Below are 24,464 nucleotides of genomic sequence, written 5' to 3'. Positions count from 1 at the left end.
CTACGAGAAACCGCGCACTCTTTGGTCAGGGCGATCTCGCGTTCTATGCGACGAAGGCAGCAGCCCACCGACGGGCCTCGTCGGCATGCTGAAAGACGCGGACGGGAAACGGCAGCGCAGCCTGCTGCATCGCAAAGTCGAGGGCACGGGCGACGTACTCAGCACCGGCCACGTAGGCAATCGCGGCGATGGAATCCTCGGCCTCGTCCTTCATGTCCTCGATGAGTTCCCGGTGGCGTTCAGACAGGCCGAGCTTCCAGAGCCGAGGCCCGGCGATTTCCACGATCACAACCAGACGCTCGGGGCCTTCCAACAGGTCTTCGACGTGTTCCAGGAACGCATCGATGGCGCGCGGCGAGGGGGCGTCTTCGATGGTGACGTGGACGAGCGGGAACGCACGCTCGTCGAAGGTGGCAAACGACATCAGTCGAAAGGTGTAGGGCTAGCGTGATCGGTAGGACGTGCGGAAGTATACTCGTAGTCCAGCCACCGCTTCTACGATGACGACCCCGTTCCTGGGCCTGGCCCCGACCTTTGACGCCACCAACTTTATCGCAGACACGGCCATCGTGCTCGGCGATGTCACGCTCGGGCCGCACGCGAGCATCTGGTACGGCGCCTCCCTGCGCGGCGACGTGCACTGGATCGAGATCGGTGCGGAGAGCAACGTCCAGGACAACGCGACCATCCACGTATCGCGCGGGACACATCCGTGCCAGATCCTGGAGCGTGTGACGATCGGGCACAATGCCGTCGTTCATGGCGCGACAGTCAAGCCGGACTGCCTCATTGGCATGGGCGCCATCGTGCTGGACGGCGCCGTGATCGGAGCAGGCTCGCTCGTAGGTGCAGGAACTGTTGTGACGCCCAATACCGTCGTTCCGCCGCGCTCGCTCGTCCTCGGTCAGCCCGGACGCGTGGTGCGGACACTGAGCGATGAGGAAATCGACCGCAACCGTGCTAACGCCGCGCACTACGTCCGCATGAGCGCGATGTACCGCGGCGAGGTTCAGCCCTCTGCAAACCCGTTCTACGAAGATCGACGGCGATGAGGCAGGAGGAAAGCGATGGCTCTGTGCAGGCTCACCGCACAAGGGTCATGCGTCCTGTTTCTGTGCGGGTGTCCGTAGCGATGCGCCAGAGGTAGAGGCCGCTCGGCCAGTCCGCGCCGTTCACGTCGAGTTCGTGCCAGCCTGCCGGGAGAATGCCCTCGTGGAGCAGGGCCCGCCGCCGACCCGTGAGGTCGAAGACGGTCACCCGTACCGGGCGCGTCTGGTCCAGGTGGAACCGCATGGTCGCCGCCTGGACAAACGGCGTGGGGTAGACCGCAGTGGCGAGCGCTCCGTCTGGCGGGGCGGCGTCGTTCTCGCTGGAGACGGTGGTGAGCGTGACCGGGAGGCTTGACGTGTTGCCGAACAGGTCCACCGCCTCGACCGTGCCGGAGCCTGGTTGGCCAGGGTCTACGAGCGTGATGGTGAACGACGCGGCTGCGTCTCCGGGCGCGTAGTCGGCCACGTCAAGTCGCAGGTTGTCCGAGGCCGCGCTGAGCGTGATGCTGGCAATGCCCGCATCGCTCGGCGCGTCGTCGCGGACGTCGCCTTCGAACGTCAGGGCCTCGGCGTTCGGGTCGAGATCCCCCGACAGGATCGGCGCGCTGACGTCGGCGCCCTCAGGCGTGAGCGCAATGGTGACCTCGTTGTTGTCGAGGTCGCTCTCGTCGCGCCGGACGATGAGGTCCTGGGCCTGGAAGAAGACGCTGGCGTCCGGGGTTGCCCCCGAGAAGTCGAACAGCGCCGTCTTCGAGTCGCCAGGCTCGATCTCGCCGACGGTGATGGCGTCGGTGGAGAGCGTGACATCGTCCACGCTGCGCACGCGCACCCGCACGGTGGTCATGGGCTGGAGCCCGTTGTTGCGCACGGTGACGGCGATCAAGCCCGCGTCGTCGGTGTCGAACACATACGCGGCCTTCGAGACGATATCGAACTCGGGCGTGGGTGCCGGGAGGAGCGAGACGTCTAGCGTGCCCGTGTTGCCTGAAGCGTCCGTTGCCGCGATGGTTGCGCTGCCCTCGCGGGCAGGGTCGACGAGTTCCAGCAAGAAATCGACGGCGGCGTCGCCTTCATCAAAGGCGCCGACAGTGAGTACGACGTTGACGGCGTCGCCCTGGAGAACGACGCTGGCGAGGCCTGTGTCGTTCTGCTCGTCGTCAGAGGCGGTCCCGTCGAACACGCCTTCTATGCCGCTACCTACGAGCGAGGGCGCACGGGTGTCGGGGGCGGGCGCCAGCAGGTTGATCGAGATGCGCTCGACTGTGCCTGCCTGGTCTTGCGCGATGACCTCGCCGCTCCCGTTCTCGTCCGGGGCGATCCGCTGAACGAGGTAGCTCACGCTCTCCTGCGTTCCAGGTGCGTAGTCGGCGACGGTGAGAGAGAGGTTCGTTGCGTTGTCGCTCAGACGTACCTCGGTAAGTCCGGTTGCGGTAGCACGAACTGAGCCAGCGAACACACCGTCCTGCACGCTGCCGACGAGCAGTAGCCCCGACGTGGAAGCGACGAGCGGCACGTCGATGACGTTGTTGTCGTTGTCCACCTCCGCGCCGCCGATGAACTGGTCCAGCGCTTTGAAGCGCACTTCCGCGTTCGTGCTGGTCGTGACGAAGCTGAAGGTCGTCGAGACGGAGTCACCGGGCGCGAGCGCCCCTACCTCGATGCGGTTGGGCGTGACTTCGGCGTCGATCTCGTTGATCGTCTGCACGCGCGAGAGCGTGAACCGCTCGGTCCCAACGTTCTCGACCCAGACCTGGACGGTCCCTTCCGTCTCGCTTGCGAAGACTGGAGCCTCCGCACGCAGTTCGAGGTCGTAGAGCGACGGTGGAATCTCTATGGCGACGGTGCGCTCGTTGCCCGCCACATCGATGGCGACCAGCCTGGCCGTCCCTGGCAGCTCGGTGTTGACGCTGGCGATCTCGAAGGCGATTTCGGTGTCTCCGAGTGCCACTTCGCCCAACTCGACGGTCACGTTGGTGGTATTGTCGATCACGACGGAGACGAGGCCGAGGTCGTCAGCGGCCAGTTCCGACGCAGTGCCCGCGAGGCTTGTCCCCTCCAACTCAACGGTGACGAGCGGCGCTGTGGCGTCCGTCGGCGGTGCGGCAAGGTCGAACGATACGTCGTTCTGGAGGCCTTTCACGTCGGTGGCACGCAGCAGCGCGGAGCCTGGGCGCGATACGTCGACGAGGCGCACGCGGTAGTCGATGGGCGTTGTCAGGCCAGGCGTAAATGCGTCAATGTCCAGTACGAGGTTGTCTGCGTCGAGGAGGGCTACGGTCGCCAAGCCCGTGTCATCGAGGCGATCCTCGGCAATCTCGCCCGCCACGAAAAACCGCTCCGCAGCTTGCGTGAGGCGCGGGGCGAGGATGTCTTCCTGTGGCACCTCGATCTGGACAAACACGGTGGCCTCATTGCCGCGTCCATCGATGGCGAGCACGGTGCCGCTGGCCGTGGCGGCGGCGGCGATGGGGGCAAGCGTGAACGCGACTGTGGTAGCACCGGGCGCGAACGCGTCGCTCACGAGGCCGAGGTTGGCCGCGTCGCTGCTGAGCGCAATCGAGGCGATGCCAGCGCCGATGTCGGTGGCGAGGCCGGTGTAGGTCTGCGCGGCGCGTTCGACCTCGCCCGTGATCTGCGGCGGGGTGTTGTCGTTGCCGGGCACCACGAGCGTGTTCGTCACAAACTCGATGGGGGCGAGCAGTTGGTCCCGGACGGCCTCCGCCTCCGTGAGTGAGAGATTGGGCACGTCGGGTACCGCGCGGCGGATGAGCTTCATGAACCGGAGGTCGCCGTTGAGGAAGTAGGCTTCGGCTTCACGCGGGTCCGTTGAGCGCATCGTCACCTCGTCGGAGGCAGGCTTCTGCTCAAAGTACATGTTGCCGAAGTTGCCGATCGCCTGGCCATCGCCGGAGCAGTTTTGGATCGACGGCGTTCGGTCGTCCTCGTAGTACGAGTAGGGCAGCGGCTCGGGGAGGTTGTTGTCGCTCTCCCACACGCCCACCATCGAGCCCTGGCTGCCGATGAGGTAGTCCCACTCCAGGTACTCCGTCTCGAAGATGTCGTCTTCGGGGTCCGTGGCATAGTCCGGTTCGCCGTCGACCGTGACGCCGCTCGGGCGGAGGTTGCTGTAGTAGGTCATGCCCACCGCGCCCTCGCTTAGGTCGTACCACATCGAGGCGCCCGGGGTCTGGTGCATCGTGTGGGCCATCTCGTAGACCATGTACTTCTCGTACAGCCGGTAGAGCACGTGGTTGTACCCGCCGGAGTTGTAGCCCTGGGCGTAGCGCAGCGCACGCAGGGGGCCATCCTTCTGCACGCCCAGAGTGCCGCGTTCAGCGCTGCCGGTCCAGATCGTGCGGCCACAGCCGAAGCGCGAGCCGGTGTAATCGGGCCGCGAAGCGTACTTGATCCGGTCCAGGACGTCCGGCCCCATCGTCCCGCTGGCGTTGGCGAACTGCATCTCGCGCTGGATCCAGCGGTCTTCGAACGAGGTGCGATAGTAGGCCGTCTCTACGGGACTGTACTCGGGGTTGGCCGCGAGGTAGTCGCCGAGGTTGTGGTTGTTGGGCTCGGCGTGGAATTGGTCGTAGTGGGTGCCCGTGAAGTCGTAGTCCTCGGGAAAGTCGCCCGCGAGGAGGTTGAAGTCATAGTCGACGAGGTCGAAGCCCGCGCTTTGGTCGAGCTCGACCGCCGGGACGTAGAGGTAGACGTAGCGCCCTTCGAAGACGACTTCCTGGATGTTCTCGGAGGAGAAGGGCGGGGGCTGCGCGGCGAGGTCAGCTTGCCCACCGAAGAAGCGCGCCATCAGCACAATCTCGTCGTCGGCGTCTAGCTCGGGGTCTGGGTCTACGGGGACGTAGGGCGCAATGCGCGGGTTGGGGTAGTCCTGCGGCGCCGTATAGTGGTAGATCTCGTCGACATCGTGGAACTCAGGGTAGAGGTCGATGGGATACGCGAGTCCACGGTCCAGAAGCGCCCGTTCATCGATCTGGATGGGGCAGTGGAACCAATCGCTGCCCGTCCAGCTGTAGCAGACGGGGGCCGTCACGCTAGCGCCCAGGAGTACGGGCGTGTCGCTGCCCTCTAGGACGAGGGGGCGAAAGTCGTCAGACTGTGCGAGCGCGGTGGGAAGGAGGGCGAGGACAACGGCGACCAGGAGCAGGGGCGCGAGTCGGGGGGGCATGGGGCTCGAGGAGGGGACGGGCGAGGGTGAGGTTTGGGCGGGGACCCTGACGAGGGAGTACCCCGGAAATTGGTTGTTTACACAGAAGGGCAAGAATACAGTTGCAAAGCGACTTGAGGCTAGCCGTTCGCGCTAGTCCCAAGCCGCTCGGCCGGTGAAAAAGGCCTGGGGACTAGCGAATCACCGTAAACCGGCCGGTCTCGGCCTGGGTCGCCGTTTCGACGCGCCAGAGGTAGACGCCGCTCGGCCACCGTCGGGCATCTACGATGAGGTCGTGCCAGCCAGCGGACAGCGTCCCGTCGTGCACGAGCGCGACGCGTCGCCCGCTCAGGTCGTACACCGCGATGCGCGCGGCACTCTCGGACGGCACGTGGAAGCGCAACGTAGCGGCGGCGGTGACTGGGTTGGGGTACGCACGGACGGAGAGGGTCCCGTCTGAGGGCGCAGCCTCGGCAGAGGTGCTCAACGAGGAGAGCGGCGCTTCAGCGGCCAACGAACTCGACACCGCCTCGCTCGCGTCGGCAGGGGCAGTGAGCGCGGCGTCGTTGGCTACGGCGTCCGTCGCCAGCTCCAAGCTTGGCTTCCCAGAAGAGGAAGCGTCTTCAGGCGTCGCGGCGTCCGTCTGGGGCTTTACGCCAGACGGAGCTTCTGAGGCCGCCTCCCGGTCGTCAGACTCGTGGCTAGCTGGCTCTGTCGCATCCGCGGCGACTGCATCAGTCTCGGTGCTGGGCTTGCCACCCTCTACGGCATCCGCTACCGCGCCAGCCGCAGCGAGGTCCTCGGCGTGGCGTTGGCCCGCTTCAGCGTCTTCGTCGCTGGCGAGGGACGAGGCGGCGCGACCTCGCGTAAGGAACGTGCTGCCCTCGTTGCCGGCAACGTCCGTGGCGACCACCGTTCCGCTCGTCGGCTGCGCAGGGTCTGCGGCCGAAAGCTTGAACGTCACAACCGGGTCGCCGGGCGTGAAGGGGTCCACGTCGAGGACCATATTGACGGCATCGTTGGAGAGCGTCACCGACGCGATGCCGGTGTCGTTGGGCTGGTCGTCCGTCGCGGTGCCCTCGTAGGCGCGGCGGCGGAACGTGCCCGTGATCGTGGGCGCGCTCGTGTCGTTGCCAGCGAGCACCAGCGCCACTTCGTAGACCGCCACGTTGCCTTCCACGTCGGTCGCCTCCACGGTGCCGGAGCCCGACTGGCTGTCATCGACTAAGGTGACGGCGAAGCCGACGTTGGTCGCCCCGGCGATAAACGGATCGACAGTGAGGGCCACGTTGGTCGCACCGTTGGCCAGCGCGATGCTCGCAACGCCCGTGTCGTTGGCGCCCGTCTCGGACGCCGTGCCGTCGAATCGGGGGACGGACCCGTTGAGGGTCACGCTCCCGCCGATGACGGGAGGGGCAACGTCACCGCCCTCATTCACAGGCGCGATGGTGACCTCGTTGTTGTCCAGGTCGCTCTCTCCGCGACGGATCTGCGTGTCCTGCGCCTGGAAGAAGACTTCGGCGTTGGGGCCCGCATTGCTGAAGTCAAACACGGCGTCGCGCGAAGCGCCTGCCGCGATCTCACCGATCACCTGCGTCGACTGCGCGAGCGTCACGTCCTGCGACGACTTGACGATGACACGCACTGCTGGCATCGCGTTCGCCCCGATGTTGCGCACCGTGACCGTGATCGTCCCGTCGGCTGCACCTTCGAAGGCGTAGGTAGCCGTGGCCACGATGTCATAGTCGGGGAGCGGAGCGGTGTCTAACTCCACGTCGAGGCCGCTCGTGTTGCCTACCATGTCGATGGCTTCGACTCGTCCCGAGCCCGGCTGCGATGGATCGGTGAGCGTCACCGTGAACGTTGTCGTCGCAGCGCCCGCGTCGAACGGGTCGACCGTGAGGGTGAGGTTTGTTGCACCCGCGTCGAGGGCCACCGAGGCCAGCCCCGAATCGTTCTGCTGGTCGTCTGATGCGGTGCCCTCAAACGTGCCGCCCGTCGCATTGCCCGCGAGCACAGGGGCCTGCGTGTCCGCGCCAGGGGCGAGCAGCTCAACGGCCAGCAGCTCTTCACTGCCCGATTGGTCCGTTGCGATCAGCGTCCCGCTTCCGTCGAGCGCGGGATCGATGCGTTCGACGGAGTAGGCTACAGAAGCCGTCGTGCCGGGCGTGAATGGATCGGTTGAAAGCGTGAGGTTGGTTGCATCCGGGCTCAGTACGAGGCTGGCCAACCCGTTGTCTGAGGCGCGCGCGGTGCCCGTGAATGCGTCGCCCTGCACATCGCCCACCAGGACGATGCCCGAAGCGGACGGCACGAAGAAGACATCGACGAGGTTGTTGGCGTTGTCGATCTCGTTGCCGCCGATGAACTGGTCGATGGCTTTCAACTGCACCGAGCCCGTGGCCGCGGCGTTCGCGAAGGTGAACACGACCTCGGCCGAGTCGCCGGGCGCTAGCTCACCTACGGTGATCCGGTTGGGGTCCACCTCGACGTCGGTTTCCTTCTTCGTCTGGACGCGCGCAAGTGTGAAGCGCTCCGTTCCGATGTTGGAGAGCCACGCCGTCACAGTGCCACTGTCCTCGGTCGTGAAGACCGGGGCCTCCGCTCGCAGATACAGGTCGAAGATCGACGGCGGGATGTCGATGGCGTACTCGGTGACGTTGCCAGCGAGGTCGGTGACTCGTATCGTCCCGGTACCTGCCTCGGTGGCCTCGACACTCGTGGCGGTGAAGGCCACAGTCTGGGCACCCTCGTCGAACGGATCGACCTCGACGGTCATATTCGTCGTGCCCACCACTTCGATAGTGGCGATGCCCAGGTCGTTGGGCTGGGTCTCCGTGATCGTGCCTTCGAGGACGGTGCTCTCGCGCTCGGCAGCGACCACCGGAGCCGTGGCATCCGTCGGCGGAGCATCCATGGAAATCGCCTCGTTGGTGCGGAGTCCTTGCACGTCGTCCACGCGCAGCGTGCCAGAGCCCGGTTGCGTCACGTCGATGAGGCGAATGCGGAAGGCGACGGGCTCGGTGGTGCCGACCGTGAAGGGGTCGGCGTCGAACGCCAAGTTGCTAGCGCCCACGAGCGTGATGGACGCCAGGCCCGTGTCGTCGAGACGGTCGTCCGCGGCCTCGCCCGTCAGGAAGATGCGATCCGTGGTGCTCGCGACCCGCGGGGGCAGCACATCGTCCTGCGGCACGCCGATCTGGACGAAGACGTCGGAGGCGTTGCCACGCTCGTCGGTGACCACAACCGTGCCGCTTGCGCCCTGGGTCGGGTTGATCGGCGTGAGCGTGAAGGTGGTCGACGCAGCGCCCGGGGCAAACGAGGCAACGTTGAGCGCAAGGTTGCTCGCGTCGCCTGCGAGGGCGATGCTGGAAAGCCCTGCGCCGATGTCAGTGGCCGTGCCAGCGTAGGTCTGCGTGGGACGGTCGACGCTGCCCTCGATCTGAGGCGGCGTCGCGTCGTTGCCGGGCACAATGAGCGTGTTGACGGCAACCTCAACGGGGGCCTGTAGCTGGTCGCGGATCGCCGAGGCTTCGCCGAGCGAGAGCCCGGGCACCTCCGGCACGGCGCGGCGGATGAGGCGCATGTAGCGCAACGAGCCGTCGAGGAAGTAGGCTTCGGGCTCACGCGGGTCCGTCGAGCGCATGGTTACGTCATCAGACGCGGGCTTGGGCTCGAAGTAGGTGTTGCCGAAGTTGCCGTAGGCCATCCGGTCGCCCGAACAGTTCTGGATGTCCGGGTTCGTGTCGTCCTCGTAGTACGAGTTCGGCTGGAGCGTAGTGATGTTTGTCTCGGCTTCCCACACGCCCACCATCGAGCCCTGGCTGCCGATGAGGTAGTCCCACTCCAGGTAGGCCTCGGTGAAGATGTCCTTCTCCGGACTCGTGGCGTAGTCAGGGACGCCATCGACGGTGACGCCGCTCGGGTGGAGGTTGCTGTAGTAGGTCATGCCCGTCGCCGACGGGGCGAGGTCATACCACATGGACGCACCCGGCGTTTGGTGCATCGTGTGGGCCATCTCGTAGACCATGTACTTCTCGTACAGCCGGTAGAGGATGTGGTTGAAGCCGCCGGAGTTGTAGCCCTGAGCATAACGGATGGCACGCAGCGGCCCGTCCTTCTGAATCCCCAGGGTGCCGCGCTCGGCGCTGCCCGTCCAGATGGTGCGCCCGCAGCCCACGCGCGAGCCATTGTAGTCAGGCCGGGATGATACCTTCACACGGTCGAGGATGTCGGGGCCGTAGGTGCCCCCCGCGTCGGCGAACTGCAGCTCACGTTGGATCCATCGGTCCTCGAAGCTCAGCCGGTAGTATTCCGTCTCGACCGGGCTATACTCCGGGTTGGCCGCGAGGTAGTCGCCGGTGTTGTGGTTGTTGGGCTCGGCGTGGTACTGGTCGAAGTGATCGCCGGTGAAGTCGTAGTCGTCGGGGAAGTCGCCCGCGAGGAGGTTGAAGTCGTAGTCGACGAGGTCGTAGCCCGCGCTTTGGTCAAGCGCGACCGAGGAGACAAACAGGTAGACGTAGCGTCCCTCGAAGGCCAGTTCCTCGATGTCCTCCGGCGAGAAGGGCGGGGGCTGCGCGGCGAGGTTGGCCTGCTGGCCGAAGAAGCGCGCCATCAGCACCAACTCGTCATTGGCATCGAACGATAGGTCCGAGTCGAACGGCACCGTCGGCTCCATGCGCGAGTTGGGGTAGTCCTGCGGCGCGGTGTAGTGGTACACCGAGTCGACGTCGTAGAACTCAGGCCGGAGGTCGCGCCGGTAGGCCGAGCCCCGGTCGATATAGTCGCGCTCATCGATCTGGAGCGGGCACTGGGTCCACGAGGCACCACTCCACGAGTAGCAGACGGGGGCCGTCACTGCGGCGCCGAGCAGAGATGGGGTGTCTGCGCCGGTAAGGACGAGCGGCCGAAAGTCATCGGTCTGCGCGTGGAGCCCGGAGGCGCCGAGGCAGAGAAGTAGCGTGGTACAAAACGCAGTCGAGAGAAAACGCATCGCGCGCGAGAGAACGAAGAGAGGAGGACGCACAAGTGAGACATCAAATGCGAAGACCGACCGCCGGAGCATGCGGTGTTGTTGTCTCAGATCGAGAAAACAGAGGGCCTAACGCAATTAAAAGTGCCAGAGAGCTAGCAGGCACAGAGCGTGCCAGGGTGCCTCAAGACCGGAGACACCCCAGCACTTAGATCACGGCAATACCGTCAGTCGGACTACGGCGTGCTGATCCCCAGCTGTCACGTTCAGGACATAGGGGCCTGCCGCTACCGTCCCAAGGTCCAGCGCGACGCCGTGGTAGCCCGCCTCGAAGTCCTGCGACCACGTCCGCACCTGCCGTCCCAGGAGGTCGGTGAGCGTCATGCGAACGCGGGTCTGCTCGGGCAGGGCGAGGTCGACGGTGCGATACGCCCGCCCCGGGTTGGGATAGAGGCGCATTGAGAGCGTCTCGGGGAGGGCTACGCTTGCGACGTGGATAGCGCCGCTGGTCCCGCTCGTCTCGACTTCCTCGTTGAGGGTTGGGTGGGCCTCTTCAGCAGACAACGCCTGCTCCGATTCGCTGGGTTCGTCCGAGGCGTCGGTTGCCAACTCAGGTTTCCCAGATGGCTTGGAGTCTGCTGCGCTTTGCGGGGCATCCGTCTCGGGCCGGGCTGCGTCCGTGGGCTTGCCTGGGCTGCCGTCCGGCTTCGCTTCTGTCGCGCCTTCAGCCGCAGGGGCGTCGCGTTCAGGTGCCGCATCGGTTTCGCTGTCCATCTCGCCCGGCTGCGGACGGCCCTCGTCGCTGGGGCCGTCGTCCGCACGGAGGTCTGCCTCGTTCGGGGCGTCGAGGGCGTCGCCGTCCGAGGGGTCTAGGGCGTCGCTTTCGCCGTCGGTGTCTTCTGCGATGCGCGTACTCCCTCCATTGATGAGGATGGCCTCCGCAACGTTGTTTTTAGAGTTAAACTCGTCGCCAACCCGGAAGTGCAGGTCCCGGATTCTGAAGAAACTCGAAGCGTCGGGTCCGGCTCCGGTGAAGGTGAACACCACGTCAGTAGAGTCACCTGGGCCTATCGCACCGGCGGATAGATGCTTCGGCTCAACGGTCACATCCGTGAAGGACAATCGCGAAACCCGAACGTTTGACATGGACTCCGTGCCGGCATTGATCGCGGTCACGGTGATGGTGCCATCCGTTGCGTTGGTGTAAGCGTAGTCGATGGTAAGCGTGAGATCAAAGGCCGGCAGCGCAGGGATTTCGACGTAGACCGAGTCGGCGTTGCCCACTACGTCCGTCGCGATCACCCAGCCCGTTGCATCCTGGCCAGCATCCACCGCAGTTGCTGAGAAGCCGACGGAGTCAGCACCAGCCTGAAAGGTGTCCACCGAGAGTTCCAGGTTGGCCGCGCCTGCATCGAGAGCGATGGTTGACAGCCCACGGTCATCAGGTTGGCGATCCGTGGCGGAGCCCGAGAATATCGAGGCATCGAGCGACCCGCCTACGATGGGAGCCGTCGTGTCTGGCGGCCGTGGTGCGATGTCAACGAGCACGGAGTCGGCATTCCCCACCACATCGGTGGCGATCACGTAGCCGAGCCCTTGGAGGTCGGGGTCGATGGCGGTTGCCACGAAGCTGACGGAGTCGGTGCCCACGGTGAATAGGTCGACGCTGAGGTCGAGGTTCGTCGCGTCGGCGGCGAGGGCTACCGTGCTAATGCCCTGGTCGTCTGCAGCGATTTCAGTAGCGAGGCCATCGAAAAACATGCTGTCGAGAGTGCCGCCGACGACCGGCGCCGTCACATCCGGCAGCCGCGCCGCGATCGACACCGCCAGCGAGTCCGCGTTCCCCGTCACGTCCGTCGCGATCACGTACCCCGTGCCTGCCAGGTCCGCGTCCACGCTCATCGCCACGAAGCCCACCGAGTCCGCCCCAGCCGTGAACGTGTCTACGGCCAGATCCAGGTTCGCCGCGTCGGCACTGAGTGCGATGCTGGCGATGCCCGTGTCGTTGGCCGCGCGCTCAGTGGCGTGGCCGTCGAAGGCGAAGCCGTCGAGGGTGCCCGTGAGTGCTGGCGGCGCGGTGTCGGGGTCCGGCGGCGTGATCTCGACGAAGAGCGAGTCGGTGTTGCCGACGGTGTCGGTGGCGATGACGAAGCCGGAGGCGAGCAGGAGGTCGTCGGTGGGGGTGGCGACGAAGGCGACGGGGGAGTCGCCGCCGTTAAAGGGGTCGACAGCGAGGTCGAGGTTGACGGCGTCGGCGCTGAGCGTCACGGAGGAGATGCCAGCCTCAGCGTCCGTGGCCGTCCCATCGAATTGGCCAGGACTGTAAGCTCCGGTGAGCTCAGGCGCGATGGCATCCGGGACGACCAGCGAAACAAATACCGAGTCGGCGTTGCCTGCCACGTCTGTTGCCACCACATAGCCAGACGCGTCCAGCAACGGGTCAGCGAAGGTGGCCGTGAAGACTACCGCTGCATCACCCAGCGTGAATGGGTCAACGGTAAGAGCGAGGTTGGTGGCCCCTCCGACAAGCGCGATGCTGGCGATACCCGTGTCGGCGACTTGGTCGTCCGTTGCGGTACCAGAATAGGTGGTGCCGTCGCTCGACCCCGCGAGTACGGGGAGCGACGTGTCTCCGAGCGGTTCGAGCGAGATCGTCACATCGTTGTTGACCGTGTCTCCTTCATCGAATCGGACGACGAGATCTTGCGCCTGGAATGACGCAGACGCACCAGCCGTAGCATTGGAGAAGGCGAACGTGGCGTCCTTGGATGCGCCCGCGTCGATGCTACCCAACGAAACGGGGTTGGAATCGACAGTAGCACCAGTGGCAGACTGCTGAACGACACGAACATCGGTCATCGGATCGCTGCCGATGTTGCTGACGGTCACCGTGAGGGTGCCGCTCGTCTCCGTATCGAAGGCGGCGGCGGCGGCGGCGGCTAGATCGAACTGGAACGCCGGGGCGCCGTCGATGCTGACGAAAACGGAGTCGGCATTGCCAGCCACGTCAGTCGCCACTACGTATCCTGTGCCGTTCTCGGTTGGCTCGATGAGCGTAGCAGAGAAGTTGACCAGGCCAGCGCCGCTCGTGAATGAGTCCACGGTCAGCGCGAGGTTGGTCGACGTCGGTTCGAGTGCAATGGTCGCGAGTCCGCTGTCAAACGTAGCGTTGTCCGTAGCCGTACCGTCGTAGACGAATCCGTTCACGGTGCCGACTAGGACGGGGGCGGTCTCGTCGGGAGGCGGAAAGACTTCGACGAAGACGGAGTCCGCGTTGCCAACCACGTCCGTGGCGACGACCCAGCCTTTGGCAGCGCTCTCCACATCAACGGGGGAGGCCGTAAAGGTGGTGGAGGTCGCTCCGTTTAGAAACGAGTCCACCGAGAGGGAGAGGTTCGTGGCCCCGGCGGCGAGTTCCACCGTCGCGAGACCGCGGTCGTCTGCCTGCTCTTCCGTGGCTGAGCCTGTGAACGAAGAGACAGCGAGAGCGCCGCTGACAACCGGCGCCGTCACGTCCGGCGGCCGCGCCGCGATCGACACCGCCAGCGAGTCCGCGTTCCCCGTCACGTCCGTCGCGATCACGTATCCTGTGCCCGCCAGGTCCGCGTCCACGCTCTTCGCCACGAAGCCCACCGAGTCCGCCCCAGCCGTGAACGTGTCTACGGCCAGATCCAGGTTCGCCGCGTCGGCACTGAGTGCGATGCTGGCGATGCCCGTGTCGTTGGCCGCGCGCTCGGTGGCGTGCCCGTCGAAGGCGAAGCCGTCGAGGGTGCCTGTGAGTGCTGGCGGCGCGGTGTCGGGATCCGGCGGCGTGATCTCGACGAAGAGCGAGTCGGTGTTGCCGACGGTGTCGGTGGCGATGACGAAGCCGGAGGCGAGCAGGAGGTCGTCGGTGGGGGTGGCGACGAAGGCGACGGGGGAGTCGCCGCCGTTGAAGGGGTCGACAGCGAGGTCAAGGTTGACGGCGTCGGCGCTCAGTGACAACGACGCGAGACCTGCCGCGTCGATTTGGTCATCTGTGGCCATGCCGTCAAACCGGCTTCGGCTGTAGGTGCCCGCCAACACCGGGGCCGTGTCATCGGGAACGAGGGCCGTGAAGCTGACCGCAAGCGAGTCCACGTTGCCTGCCGTGTCAGCTGCGACGACGAAGCCAGAGCTCGGCGCGTAGACGTCGATCGGCGCCACTGCAAATCCGGCCGAAGGGTCGCCTGGCGTGAACGCATCGGCAGTGAAGCTGAGGTTGGTCGACGTGCCTCCGAGCACGAGGGAATCGAGGCCGCTGTCGCCAATACGGCTGTCCGAGGCAGAGCCCTCGTACGAGAGCCCGTCGTAGGCGCCGCTGAAGAGCGGGGCCTGGAGGTCGTCACCGATCACCGCCACGTTCTGTGCCGTGAAGGTTATGGGCGACTGCAGGCTGGTGACGAGCGAGTCGGCCTGCGCGCTGGGCATATTCGGTCCGTCCGGGATCACGCGGCGTGTGAGACGAAGCAGGCGCAGGTTATCGTCGTCGTCGAAGGACGCGCCGTTGGACGGGTCGGTCCACGGGACGAACGCGTCTTGGACATTGTTGCCGAAGATGTAGACGTTGCCAGACGACGCCGTGGCGACATCGTCTCCCGTGCACTGTTGGACCTGAGAGGTGGTGTCGTCCTCGTAGTAGGAGTGCGGGAACGCGCCAGGAATGTTGGTGTCGGCTTCCCAGACAGACACGAAGCTGCCCTGGCTACCAGCGAAGTGGTCCCACTCTAGGTAGGCATTGACGAAGCCGTTACCCGTACGGTCTGGCGTGCCGTCGACCGAGACGGTGCCTGCGAAGAGGTTACTCCGGTGCTGCATCCCATAGGCGTTCGTCGAGAGGTCGAACCACATCGACGCGCCCGGAGTGCGGTGCATCTGGTGCGCCATGTAGTACACGATGTACCGCTCGTACATCGTGTACAAGACATAGTTGAGGCCGCCCGAATTAAAACCCTGGGCATAGCGCAAGGCGCGAATGGGACCGTCTTTCTGGATCCCGAGCGTGCCGCGTCGCGCGCTGCCGGTCCAAATTGAGCGGCCGCAATTGTTCTTGTTGCCCATCGTGTTTGGACGGGTACCAAACTTGACCCGGTCCAGGATGTCGGGGCCGTAGCCGCCTTGTCCGTCCGTCATGCTCCACTCACGCTGGATCCAGCGGTCCTCGAACGCAGTCTGGTAGTAGTCCGTCTGGACTGCGCTGTATTCCGGGTTGGCAGCGAGGAAGTCCCCCTCGCCCCACTCGTCGGGCAGCGTCGTGTCGCCTTCGAAGTTGTAGGCGCTCGGGAAGTCGCCGGAGAGCAAGTCGAATGAGTACGATATCAGGTCATACCCGGCGTCCTGCGCCAGCGGCGACGTGGGCACGAAGACGTAGGCCGCGCGGCCCTCGAACAGCACCTCCACCACCTCTTCGGGGGCGAACGGAGGCGCCTGTGGGCTCACCACGTCGCCAAAGAAGCGCGCCATGAGTACGAGTTCGTCGTCCGCGTCGAACGTGGGGTCCGGGTCGACTTGGATGATGGGCGTGAACCCACTCATCGGATAGTCTTGCGGCGCTGTGTAGAGGAGCTGCGGGGTCCCGCCAAACAGCTCGGCGGCGTCGGAGATCGACGTCGGGTAATTCGAAGCAGGGTCCAGCACCGCCCGCTCGTCGATTTGAAGCGGACACTGGGCCCACGCGCCATCGACGAACGCGAAACACACGGGTGTCGTCACGTCGGCACCCGTGAGCGCGGGCACGTCCGCTCCCGTGAGGACCACGGGGCGGTGGTCGATTTCTTGCGCGTGAACAGCCCCACTCCCAGCCAAGACAAAGAGGGCGAGGGCGATCGGTAGGCCCGCGATGCGATGTAGGCGAGACTGTGCCACCGTGGAGGCACGGCGGGTCAGGCGGGTGAAGAGCATGGTAGGATTCGCTCGGACGGAGGGATGAAGAGCGACGGGTGGTGGATCACCCGAGTTGCCAGAGCCCGTCAGGTCGGCTCTGACGCGAAACGGGGATGTTTCGCAGTAGAAGGTGTGCGCGCCTTGCTCACTAACATGCGCAAAACTCTGAAGAAGTGGCGCGCGATGCAAGGAGAAAACTGGACACCTCGCTGAACTAAAACCAAGCCACCCTGGCCAGACGAATATATTAGGTCAAATCGTAAATCGAAACGTACTTGGCGCGGGCATATTTTAACCAGGGCGCTGCGTCGAGTCCCGACCCGCAAACGTGTCTCAACAGTTCGGTCGCCGTGTAGACGCGGCCGTGCTGATGAATCTGGTCACGGAGCCACTCTCGCAGCGGCAGGTACGTACCCTCGGCAAACGTGGCGGCTAGATCTCCGAGGTCGCGCTGCGCGGCCTCGAACAGTTGTGCTGACATGAGCGTGCCGAGCGTGTAAGTCGGAAAATAGCCGACCAAGCCAATCGACCAGTGAATGTCCTGGAGACACCCCTCGCGGTCTGTGGGGGGCGTCACGCCGAGGTAGTCCTCCATCGCCGCATTCCAGGCTGCGGGCACGTCGGCTACGCTCAGGGAGCCGTCGATGAGCGCACGCTCGATCTCGAAGCGGAGCATGACGTGGAGGTTATAGGTCACCTCGTCCGCCTCGACACGGATGAAGCTCGGCGCGACGCGGTTGATGGCGCGGTAGTAAGCGTCGGCCGGCACGGAGCGGAGTTGTTCCGGGAAGTGGTCCTGCAGCTTCGGATACCAATGCTGCCAGAACGGGCGGCTGCGTCCTACTTGATTCTCCCACAACCGGCTCTGGCTCTCATGCATGCCAAGCGAGGTGCCGGAAGCAAGCGGCGAGCGCGCCAGGTCCGGTGACACGCCGCGCTCGTAAAGCGCGTGGCCTGTCTCATGGAGCGTACCGAAGAAGCCCGACGGGAAAAAGTCTGGATCGATGCGCGTCGTGATGCGCACATCGTCAATGGCGAGGGTGGTGGAGAAGGGGTGGGCCGAGCGGTCTTGCCGACCGTACGCGAGATCGTAGCCGAACGCTTGCGCGACCTCCAGACCGAATGCCCATTGCGCGGCCTCGTCGAAGGGGGCATGCAAGAACGCGTCGTCCACATGCGGCGCGTCGGCGATGGCTTCGACGAGCGGGACGAGACCCTCTCGCAACTCCGCGAACTCCCGGGCGACCTCGGCAGCAGTCATGCCTGGCTCGTACTCGTCGAGCAGGATATCGTAACGTGCCTCCGGTACTGTGGCGCCGAGCGCGTCAGCTTTTTCAACACTGAGCGCGATGACCCGTTCGAGGTGCGGAGCGAACTGGGCGAAGTCGTCATCGGCGCGAGCGGCTTGCCACGCGTGCTTGGCGCGAGCGGTGGCCGTGGCAAACTCGGCGACGAGGCGGGCGGGCAGCTTGGTGGCCCGATCGTAGTCGCGCTGCGCAACGCGGACGAGCGCGCGGGCCGGGTCGCGCGCCTCCAGCCCTTGCGTGGCAACCTCGGCGCGTTCGAGGAGCGCTCCGGTCTCGTCGTCCGTGAAGTGCTCATGGGAGAGGCTGCGGAGCGTCGTCAGTTGGTGGGCGCGCGCCTCCGTGGCCCCGTCGGGCATGTAGGTCTCCTGGTCCCATTCCAGCACCGACGCTGCTTTGTTGAGGTCGTAGACGGTGGCGAGGCGGGCGCGAAGAGCGTCGAGGGAAGACATGGGGAGCGGATGAGAGGCTAAAACACGCCGTCGAGCTGACTGCTGCGGTCCGAGCGCGGCACGTCGAGTTTGAGGAAGTCACGGAGTTGGCCGCTCTTGACGTAGATCGAGAAGCCGAAGCGCTTAAACGTGCCGAACGGCACCCAGTTGAACTGCATCTCCCAGCAGTGGAGGTCGCGGATGAGGTTGAGCGAACTCGTCGTGATTTCCTTTTCGATGAAGTCGTACCCGGACGAGCCGGAGATGCGCCAGGCAGGGGTGAGTTGGAAGGAGAGGCCGGTGATGTTGAGGATGGCCCGTTCGCGCTTGGGGGCCTGGCCCAACGCTGGCGTGAGGTCGTAGCGGAACGTGAGCGAGGTGCGCCATGGGACACCGTAGGTCACGAAACTCGGGTCGTCGAGGTGGGAGAACTCCGCGTAGGGATCGTTGGGGAACGGGTCAAAGATGCCGCGCAGCGGCCCGCCCTCGTTGGGCTGGAGCCGCCCACCGGGTCCAATCGACGTGCTGAGGGAGAGCGAGTAGTTCGTCGGGCGGAGCAGGCCACCCGTGGCCGCGAAGTGGGACCGATTGATCGGACGCCCCGCGTCATTCACCGCGTAGAAGGAATACGTCGCCGAGGCGTTGAGGGTGAGCGCCTGTCCGATGCTGGTCGAGGCGCGGAGGCTCAGGTTTGAGAAATTGAGGCTGTCCCGCTCGAAGTCGTAGCTCGTGTTGGCCGAGAGGCGAAGCAGTTGGAGCGGCGTCCGCTCGATCACCCCCGTCGAGTCCGTCCGTGCGATGCGCGTCTGGAACGTGTTGTCGATGCTCATCGAGAGAGTCTGGGACGCGCGGTCCGTCAGCCCGGCCCCCGAGACAATGGGGTACTCCACCACGGTCCCCGACGTGTCGGTAAAGCTGCGGAAGTAGCCGAAGAAGTCCGACGAGAAATCGGGGGTGTAAGTGTAGGAGATGCTGGGTCGAGCGATGTGGCGAAAGCCGTCGAGCGGGCCCACGCGGAGGGGGAAGGTGCCGTAGAGCTGCGTGTTGGCGCCAACGCCGGTGCTGAACGTGCGGATCGCAGTAAACCCGGCCTCTGACTCCGTCTCGACTCGCCCCTCCTCGTTCACGAAGCGCCGTTCGGAGCGCGTGAACCAGTTCTCCCGGTAGTTGAAGTTGGGGGTGACGTTGAGAACGAACGGGATCCCCAGAACCGGAAGCCGCTGCACGTTGAACGCGGCTTGGATAGGCACACGGTGCGTCGCGGTGGTGCGGAACCGTTCCTCGTTGCCCGTGGCCCGCACGTAGGCGTCGTAGTCAAAGAGGGCCTCCCAGACCGACGCTTCTTCGAAGCCGTCGATGGTGGAGTCGGGGCGGAAGGTGAAGCGGTTGTCGAGGTTGCCGGTGTAGCTGAGGTTGATTTTTTCAAACCACGCCTCCTCGCGGCCCTGGCGGCTCTCGCGGCGGAACGGGAAGAGCTGGCGCTGGCTAAACTGGGCGCTCGGTAAGGTGAGGTCAGTGCTCCCGAGCCCCGTAAAATTCTGGTTGGCGCGCAGGTTCAGCGTGAGCGACCGCGCGCCTGCCGACCAGCTCTTGGTGTAGGTGACCGACGAACTCGTCGATTGGCTCACGTTGTCGTTTAGGTCCGCTGAGATACCGCGCAGGTAGCTTCGGCTCGAAAGGTTGACCGTGCCGCTGAGGCGGGAGGAAGGGCTCAGGTCTTGCGTATGGCGCCATCCAACCTGTCCTGAGCGGTTGACGCCGCCTGTCGGGTCGCCACGTTCGCCCTGGCGGAGAAAGCTGTAGTCGATGCGCAGCGAGCCGTTGTAGTAGTAGCGCTTGGCGTAGTTGAACTGCGTACCCAACTCGTAGGAGCCTTTCGAGTACAGCCCGCCGGTGAGCTGAGCATCGAAGTAGTCGTTCACCGCCCAATACCAGCCCATGTTCTTGATGAAGAACCCGTAGGTCCGGTCTTCGCCATAGGTCACGCGGGTGGGGCCGCTCCGACGGCCCTCGGCGGCAGGGAAGAACCCGAACGGCAGCCAGACCGGAGTTGGGATGCCCAGGAGGTAGAGTTGCACCGGGCCGGTGTAGACCCACTCTTGGTCGACGACCTTTAAGCGGCTTGCATTCAGAGCGTAATGGACATGCTCAGGATTCGAGCAGGTCGTATACCCGACGTCCGAGCCGTAGAGCACGTTGGCGTCGCTTTGCTTGAGGATTTCGCCGAGGAGAAAGCCGTCTTGGATCTGCGTGCGTGCCCCAACGATGCGCCCGCGCTGGGTGTCGAGGTTGTAGAGCAACTCGCGGCCGGTGAAGCCTTCACCGCCCTGCGTGAAACGCGGTTGGCCGGTCGTGTCGCCCTCGGCAAGGCGTCGGGCCCGTACTTCGTTGCGGGCGAAAAAGAGGTCGATGGCAGCGGCTTCGAGCATCGCGTCATCGTAGCGGACGACCGCTTCGCCGAATAGGGATGCCGTGTCCCCATCATCCGTCGAGGTGCGGTCGTCGCGGTCGGTGACGGGCTGCGCACCCTCGGTTTCGCCGAACAACAAGACGAGTGAATCGCGCGCTGCGAACGGCACGGGCTGGTCGGGCCCTTCGCCAGTCTCCTGCGGGGCGGTCTGGGCCGCGGGAGCAGGCGGTCGTGCAAGCGGGGCATCAGCTGTCGTGTCCTGTACTGCCACCGCATCCTGTGCTGACAAGGGCGAGCAGGCCCACGCTAGCAGCGCGACAAGCAGCACGGGACGCAGCAAGACGAACACGACGAAGCATGGTGGCGGAGACAGACAACCCCGAAGCCCGGGCAGGCCGTCCATGATACCACGATCCAGCCACCGCCACACGGCACGCGAAGGAGAGCGGCCCCGCAGGGACGTTTACACTTTTCAGTTTTCGAAGACGTGGCGGGAGTTGGTTTCTGCCTGCTCAAAGGCGAGCCGCGCAGCACCCAGGATCGCTGCTTCGTTGCCCAGCGTCTCGCGGACGAGCTCGAGGTCATCGACCAGCCCCGGCATCACAAACCGACGCATGGCGTCGCGAGCCGGCCCGAGGATGTAGTCCCCCGCCGCAGACACGCCGCCTCCGACGACCACCTTGCGAATGTCGAGCAGGTTGATTGCCGAGCCGAGGGCAACGCCGAGTTTGTGGCCCGCCCAGGCGAGCAGTTCCGTCGCCGCAGGGTCGCCGCCGACGGCGGCACTGTGCAATTTGACTGGCGTCAGGTCGTGGAGGTCGGCCCCCGTCATCTCGTGGAGCCGGGTGGTGCGCTGGAGGAGCTGGTACCGCGCATGCCGACTCAGGAAGTGGTGGCCGAGGTAGGCCTCGATCGCGCCCGCAACCCCGCTGCGTGCGTAGGGACCTTCGTAGTCAATCGTCATGTGGCCGAACTCGCCCGCACCGCCCGTAGCGCCTCGAAAGATCCGGTTCTCGTAGATGATGGCCCCGCCGACCCCTGTGCCGAGCGTGACCATGATAAACGAGGAGAACGGGCGTCCCGCGCCATAGAAGGCCGAGCCCAGTCCTGCGACGTTGGCATCGTTCTCAACGATCACCGAGCAGCCATCCGGCAAGGATTCCACACGTTCCAGAAGGGCGTCACACAGGTTGACCCGGTCCCAGCCAGGAAAGTTGGGCGGCTTTGCGATCGTGGTGCGGTCCCAAGAGATGACGCCCGGTGCGCCGATGCCCACACCAGCCAACTGTGTGTCGGACGGTAGCGAAGCATAGATCTCGGCGACCGTATCTGCAATCCGTTGCACGACGGCGTCGGGCCCTTGTTGAGCCTCCGTATCGGTCGTGGCCTGCTTGAGGATCCCGCGCTCCTTCTCGACCAGCCCCACCTTGATCGTCGTACCGCCGAGATCGACGCCGATAGCGTAGGTAGACACCTGGGCAGGGTGGTTGGGTGAGGGAGGGCGACGCAGGGCCTTACTCTTCAGCCTCGACACGGTAGACGGTTTCTCCGGGACGCCGCATGCCGTGTTGCTCTCGTGCGAGGTGCTCAACGGTTGCGTCCGTGAGTGGGGCGGCTAACTCGGCTTCGCGCTCTGCGATGGCCGCACGGAGCGCCTCGTTCTCGGCGCGCAGCGTCCGCTGTTCCATCAAGAACGCAGCCCGCCGCACGAGGCTGTGCGAGTCGAAAAACGTCACCCAAGCCGCCAACAGTGCCAGACCTAGGATCGCGATCCGGCGGCGCAACGCAGGCGCGGCAAAGAAGGCACGAATCGATGCAGGCATGGTGGGGGCAGGGCTGGCAAAGCGTGGGAGAACATAAGGCGTTGCGCCGGGCAACGCTAGCGACCCGCGCTAGAGCCGGAAGGCATCGAGCCCGGGATAGAGTGCCGCGTCGCCCAACTGCTGCTCGATGCGCAGGAGTTGGTTGTACTTCGCGGTGCGGTCCGAGCGGCTCGCCGAGCCCGTCTTGATCTGGCCGGCGCCCGTAGCCACGGCAAGGTCCGCAATGGTCGTGTCCTCCGTCTCGCCCGAGCGGTGGCTGATCACCGAGGCGTACATGTTTTTGTGGGCCAGCTCGATCGCTTCGAGGGTCTCGGTGAGCGTGCCGATCTGGTTCACCTTGATCAGGATCGCGTTGGCCGCGCCGTGCTCGATGCCTCGCGCGAGCCGCGCCGAGTTGGTCACAAAGAGGTCGTCGCCGACTAACTGCACGTCGTCGCCAATGCGCTCGGTGAGCGCCGTCCAGCCTGCCCAGTCGTTCTCGTCCATAGCATCCTCGATGGAGACGATGGGATACTGCGCGGCCCAGTTCGCCCAGTAGTCGACCATCTCCTCGCTGGTCTTGGGGTTGTCCGGGTCCGACTTCCAGAAGACATAGCGGCCCACGCCGCTGTCGTCGACCTGATACATCTCGGCCGACGCGGGGTCGAGGGCGATGGCGAGGTCGTCGCCGGGGATGAAGCCGGCCTTCTCGATTGCTTCGAGGATGACCTCAATGGCTTCCTCGTTGGAACCGAGGTTCGGCGCGAAGCCGCCCTCGTCGCCAACGGCCGTGCCGTAGCCCTTGCCCTGGAGCACTTTCTTAAGGTGGTGAAAGACCTCGACGCCCATGCGCAACCCTTCGGAGAAGGTGCTTGCCCCAACGGGCATCACCATGAACTCCTGCATGTCCACGCTGTTGTCCGCGTGGCGGCCTCCGTTGATGATGTTCATCATCGGGACGGGGAGCGTGCGCGCACCGGGCCCGCCCAGGTAGCGGTAGAGCGGCATCCGAGCCGATGCTGCGGCAGCCTTCGCAACGGCCAGGGAGACGCCCAGCAGCGCGTTGGCGCCAAGGCGGCCCTTGTTCGAGGTCCCGTCGAGGTCGAGCATCGTGCGGTCGATGACGGTCTGCTCGAAGACGCTGAGGCCCCGTAGCCCCGCTGCAAGGTCCTCCACGTTCGCCACGGCCTTGCTGACCCCCTTGCCGAGGTAGCGCTCCGCGTCGCCGTCACGGAGCTCGACGGCCTCGTGCTCGCCCGTGGAGGCACCGCTGGGAACGGCGGCGCGCCCGAGGAGGCCTTCGTCGGTGACGACATCGACCTCGACGGTGGGGTTGCCACGGCTGTCGAGGATTTGGCGAGCGGCGATAGACTGAATGAGAGCCATGAAAGCAGGCAAGGCAGAGCGAAACAGAACGGTTCAGCAAAATACCACGCACGGACCGCTTAGCGCCTCGTCGGACAGTTGAGGCACGACACGCATCAGTAACGCGAATAAATCGGCCTCCTCACGTGTGCGTCGCGTACGTTAAGCGTGTAACACCATCATCCGATACTAGAAGTCCCTCATCCACACTCGGCTTCGTCATGACAATGCCATCCCCTTCTCAACGACTGTACGCGTTGCTCGTCCTGCTTCTGTCGCTCGCGCTCCCGTTCTCGGCTTGCGACACTGCTGACCCAAACCTCCCGGAACCTAGCGAGCAGCCTGCCGGAGGAAATGGGGACCAAGATTCTGAGGACAACGGCAGCGACACCGATCAGGACGATATCGACGAAGACGATTGGATTGAGGGCGAGCTTGGGGGCGCATTTCGGGTGAAAGTCGAACCGATGAACAACCTTGTCGGTGGGGTGACCGCGGACTTTGGCGGCTCTGCCGTGTTTTTCGAAGACAGCGAGTCGGGCCGGACAGTGTTTGCCTTGGCGCACGACGACCTGCTCGATGCGATCTACCCCTTCGAGTCAATCGTCTTCTCGACGCCTGACGGGAGGCCTGAACCCGGAACGTACTCGTTGGACCTCGATTTCGAGGCTTCGTTCATGGGCGGCTTCGCGGAGCTACGCGGGGCTGACGTGGTGGAGGTGAAGCTGCCGTTCCAGGACGAAGAGTTCCTGCTGCCGCCGAGCACCATCATCCAGACGTTCAGCGGCGAGTTGGTCATCACCGAGAGCAGCGCAGGCGCCGTCACGGGCTCGTTCACCTTCCGCGGCTTCCCCGTTGACAGCGAGTATGCACCGCTCTACGTCCGCGGCGAGTCTGCAGCCAAGGGCTCGTTCCGCGCTGTCTCCGTGTCCGAAGACGACGCGCCCGACGTAGACGTGGACCTCTACCTCCCTGAGGATTTCGTGCTGCCCTAGGCCGCGTTGACATTAGGCGAGCAAGAGTAGCGTCGACACCACGTGCACGAACGCCAGATAGTTGCGCCCCGTC

The 24,464-nt window shown here is 65.1% G+C and carries 11 protein-coding genes; 2 read left to right on the top strand and 9 right to left on the bottom strand.

What is annotated here, in order from left to right; all coding sequences use genetic code 11:
• Positions 1-43: 43 nt before the first annotated feature.
• Positions 44-424 carry an STAS/SEC14 domain-containing protein gene (locus AAFU51_17950; protein ID MEO1573137.1) on the bottom strand — a complete coding sequence of 127 codons (381 nt, stop codon included), beginning with the start codon at positions 422-424 and terminating at the stop codon, positions 44-46.
• Between the two features lie 76 nt (positions 425-500).
• Here AAFU51_17950 and AAFU51_17945 point away from each other — a divergent pair, with 76 nt between their 5' ends.
• A complete protein-coding gene (locus tag AAFU51_17945; GenBank protein ID MEO1573136.1) occupies positions 501-1,052 on the top strand; it encodes a gamma carbonic anhydrase family protein in 552 nt (183 codons plus the stop codon).
• A 31-nt stretch (positions 1,053-1,083) separates the two neighbouring features.
• Here the strand turns inward: AAFU51_17945 and AAFU51_17940 are convergent, their stop codons facing one another.
• From AAFU51_17940 to eno, 8 genes are all read right to left on the bottom strand, one after another.
• Positions 1,084-5,232: a hypothetical protein gene (locus AAFU51_17940; protein MEO1573135.1), complete on the bottom strand. Its 4,149-nt coding sequence runs from the start codon at positions 5,230-5,232 to the stop codon at positions 1,084-1,086.
• Positions 5,233-5,404: 172 nt separating this feature from the next.
• Positions 5,405-10,204, bottom strand: a complete 4,800-nt coding sequence (locus AAFU51_17935) for a T9SS type A sorting domain-containing protein (protein ID MEO1573134.1) — start codon at positions 10,202-10,204, stop codon at positions 5,405-5,407.
• Positions 10,205-10,396: 192 nt separating this feature from the next.
• Positions 10,397-16,102 carry a hypothetical protein gene (locus tag AAFU51_17930; GenBank protein MEO1573133.1) on the bottom strand — a complete coding sequence of 1,902 codons (5,706 nt, stop codon included), beginning with the start codon at positions 16,100-16,102 and terminating at the stop codon, positions 10,397-10,399.
• Between the two features lie 229 nt (positions 16,103-16,331).
• On the bottom strand, positions 16,332-17,840 hold the full coding sequence (locus AAFU51_17925) for a carboxypeptidase M32 (GenBank protein ID MEO1573132.1): 1,509 nt from the start codon (positions 17,838-17,840) through the stop codon (positions 16,332-16,334).
• Between the two features lie 17 nt (positions 17,841-17,857).
• The gene (locus AAFU51_17920; protein ID MEO1573131.1) at positions 17,858-20,578 is read right to left on the bottom strand and encodes a putative LPS assembly protein LptD; all 2,721 of its coding nucleotides are present in this window, start codon (positions 20,576-20,578) and stop codon (positions 17,858-17,860) included.
• 123 nt (positions 20,579-20,701) lie between these two features.
• Positions 20,702-21,703, bottom strand: a complete 1,002-nt coding sequence (locus AAFU51_17915) for an ROK family protein (GenBank protein MEO1573130.1) — start codon at positions 21,701-21,703, stop codon at positions 20,702-20,704.
• A gap of 40 nt (positions 21,704-21,743) precedes the next feature.
• Positions 21,744-22,052: a septum formation initiator family protein gene (locus tag AAFU51_17910; GenBank protein MEO1573129.1), complete on the bottom strand. Its 309-nt coding sequence runs from the start codon at positions 22,050-22,052 to the stop codon at positions 21,744-21,746.
• A gap of 69 nt (positions 22,053-22,121) precedes the next feature.
• Positions 22,122-23,417 carry a phosphopyruvate hydratase gene (eno, locus tag AAFU51_17905; protein MEO1573128.1) on the bottom strand — a complete coding sequence of 432 codons (1,296 nt, stop codon included), beginning with the start codon at positions 23,415-23,417 and terminating at the stop codon, positions 22,122-22,124.
• A 200-nt stretch (positions 23,418-23,617) separates the two neighbouring features.
• Between eno and AAFU51_17900 the strand changes: the two genes are divergently transcribed.
• Positions 23,618-24,391, top strand: a complete 774-nt coding sequence (locus AAFU51_17900) for a hypothetical protein (GenBank protein ID MEO1573127.1) — start codon at positions 23,618-23,620, stop codon at positions 24,389-24,391.
• The last annotated feature ends 73 nt before the right edge of the window (positions 24,392-24,464 follow it).

It is taken from the genome of Bacteroidota bacterium, from assembly GCA_039821555.1.
Taxonomy (GTDB): Bacteria; Bacteroidota; Rhodothermia; order Rhodothermales; family Rubricoccaceae; genus JBCBEX01.
Note: the sequence above shows the minus strand (reverse complement) of the source record. Positions and strands in the feature narration are given on the sequence as shown.

Bases quoted from the DNA above. Each gene is read 5' to 3' on its own strand.
- AAFU51_17950 (MEO1573137.1), bottom strand. From the start codon at position 424: ATGTCGTTTGCCACCTTCGACGAGCGTGCGTTCCCGCTCGTCCACGTC.
- AAFU51_17945 (MEO1573136.1), top strand. From the start codon at position 501: ATGACGACCCCGTTCCTGGGCCTGGCCCCGACCTTTGACGCCACCAAC.
- AAFU51_17940 (MEO1573135.1), bottom strand. From the start codon at position 5,232: ATGCCCCCCCGACTCGCGCCCCTGCTCCTGGTCGCCGTTGTCCTCGCC.
- AAFU51_17935 (MEO1573134.1), bottom strand. From the start codon at position 10,204: ATGCGTTTTCTCTCGACTGCGTTTTGTACCACGCTACTTCTCTGCCTC.
- AAFU51_17930 (MEO1573133.1), bottom strand. From the start codon at position 16,102: ATGCTCTTCACCCGCCTGACCCGCCGTGCCTCCACGGTGGCACAGTCT.
- AAFU51_17925 (MEO1573132.1), bottom strand. From the start codon at position 17,840: ATGTCTTCCCTCGACGCTCTTCGCGCCCGCCTCGCCACCGTCTACGAC.
- AAFU51_17910 (MEO1573129.1), bottom strand. From the start codon at position 22,052: ATGCCTGCATCGATTCGTGCCTTCTTTGCCGCGCCTGCGTTGCGCCGC.
- eno (MEO1573128.1), bottom strand. From the start codon at position 23,417: ATGGCTCTCATTCAGTCTATCGCCGCTCGCCAAATCCTCGACAGCCGT.
- AAFU51_17900 (MEO1573127.1), top strand. From the start codon at position 23,618: ATGACAATGCCATCCCCTTCTCAACGACTGTACGCGTTGCTCGTCCTG.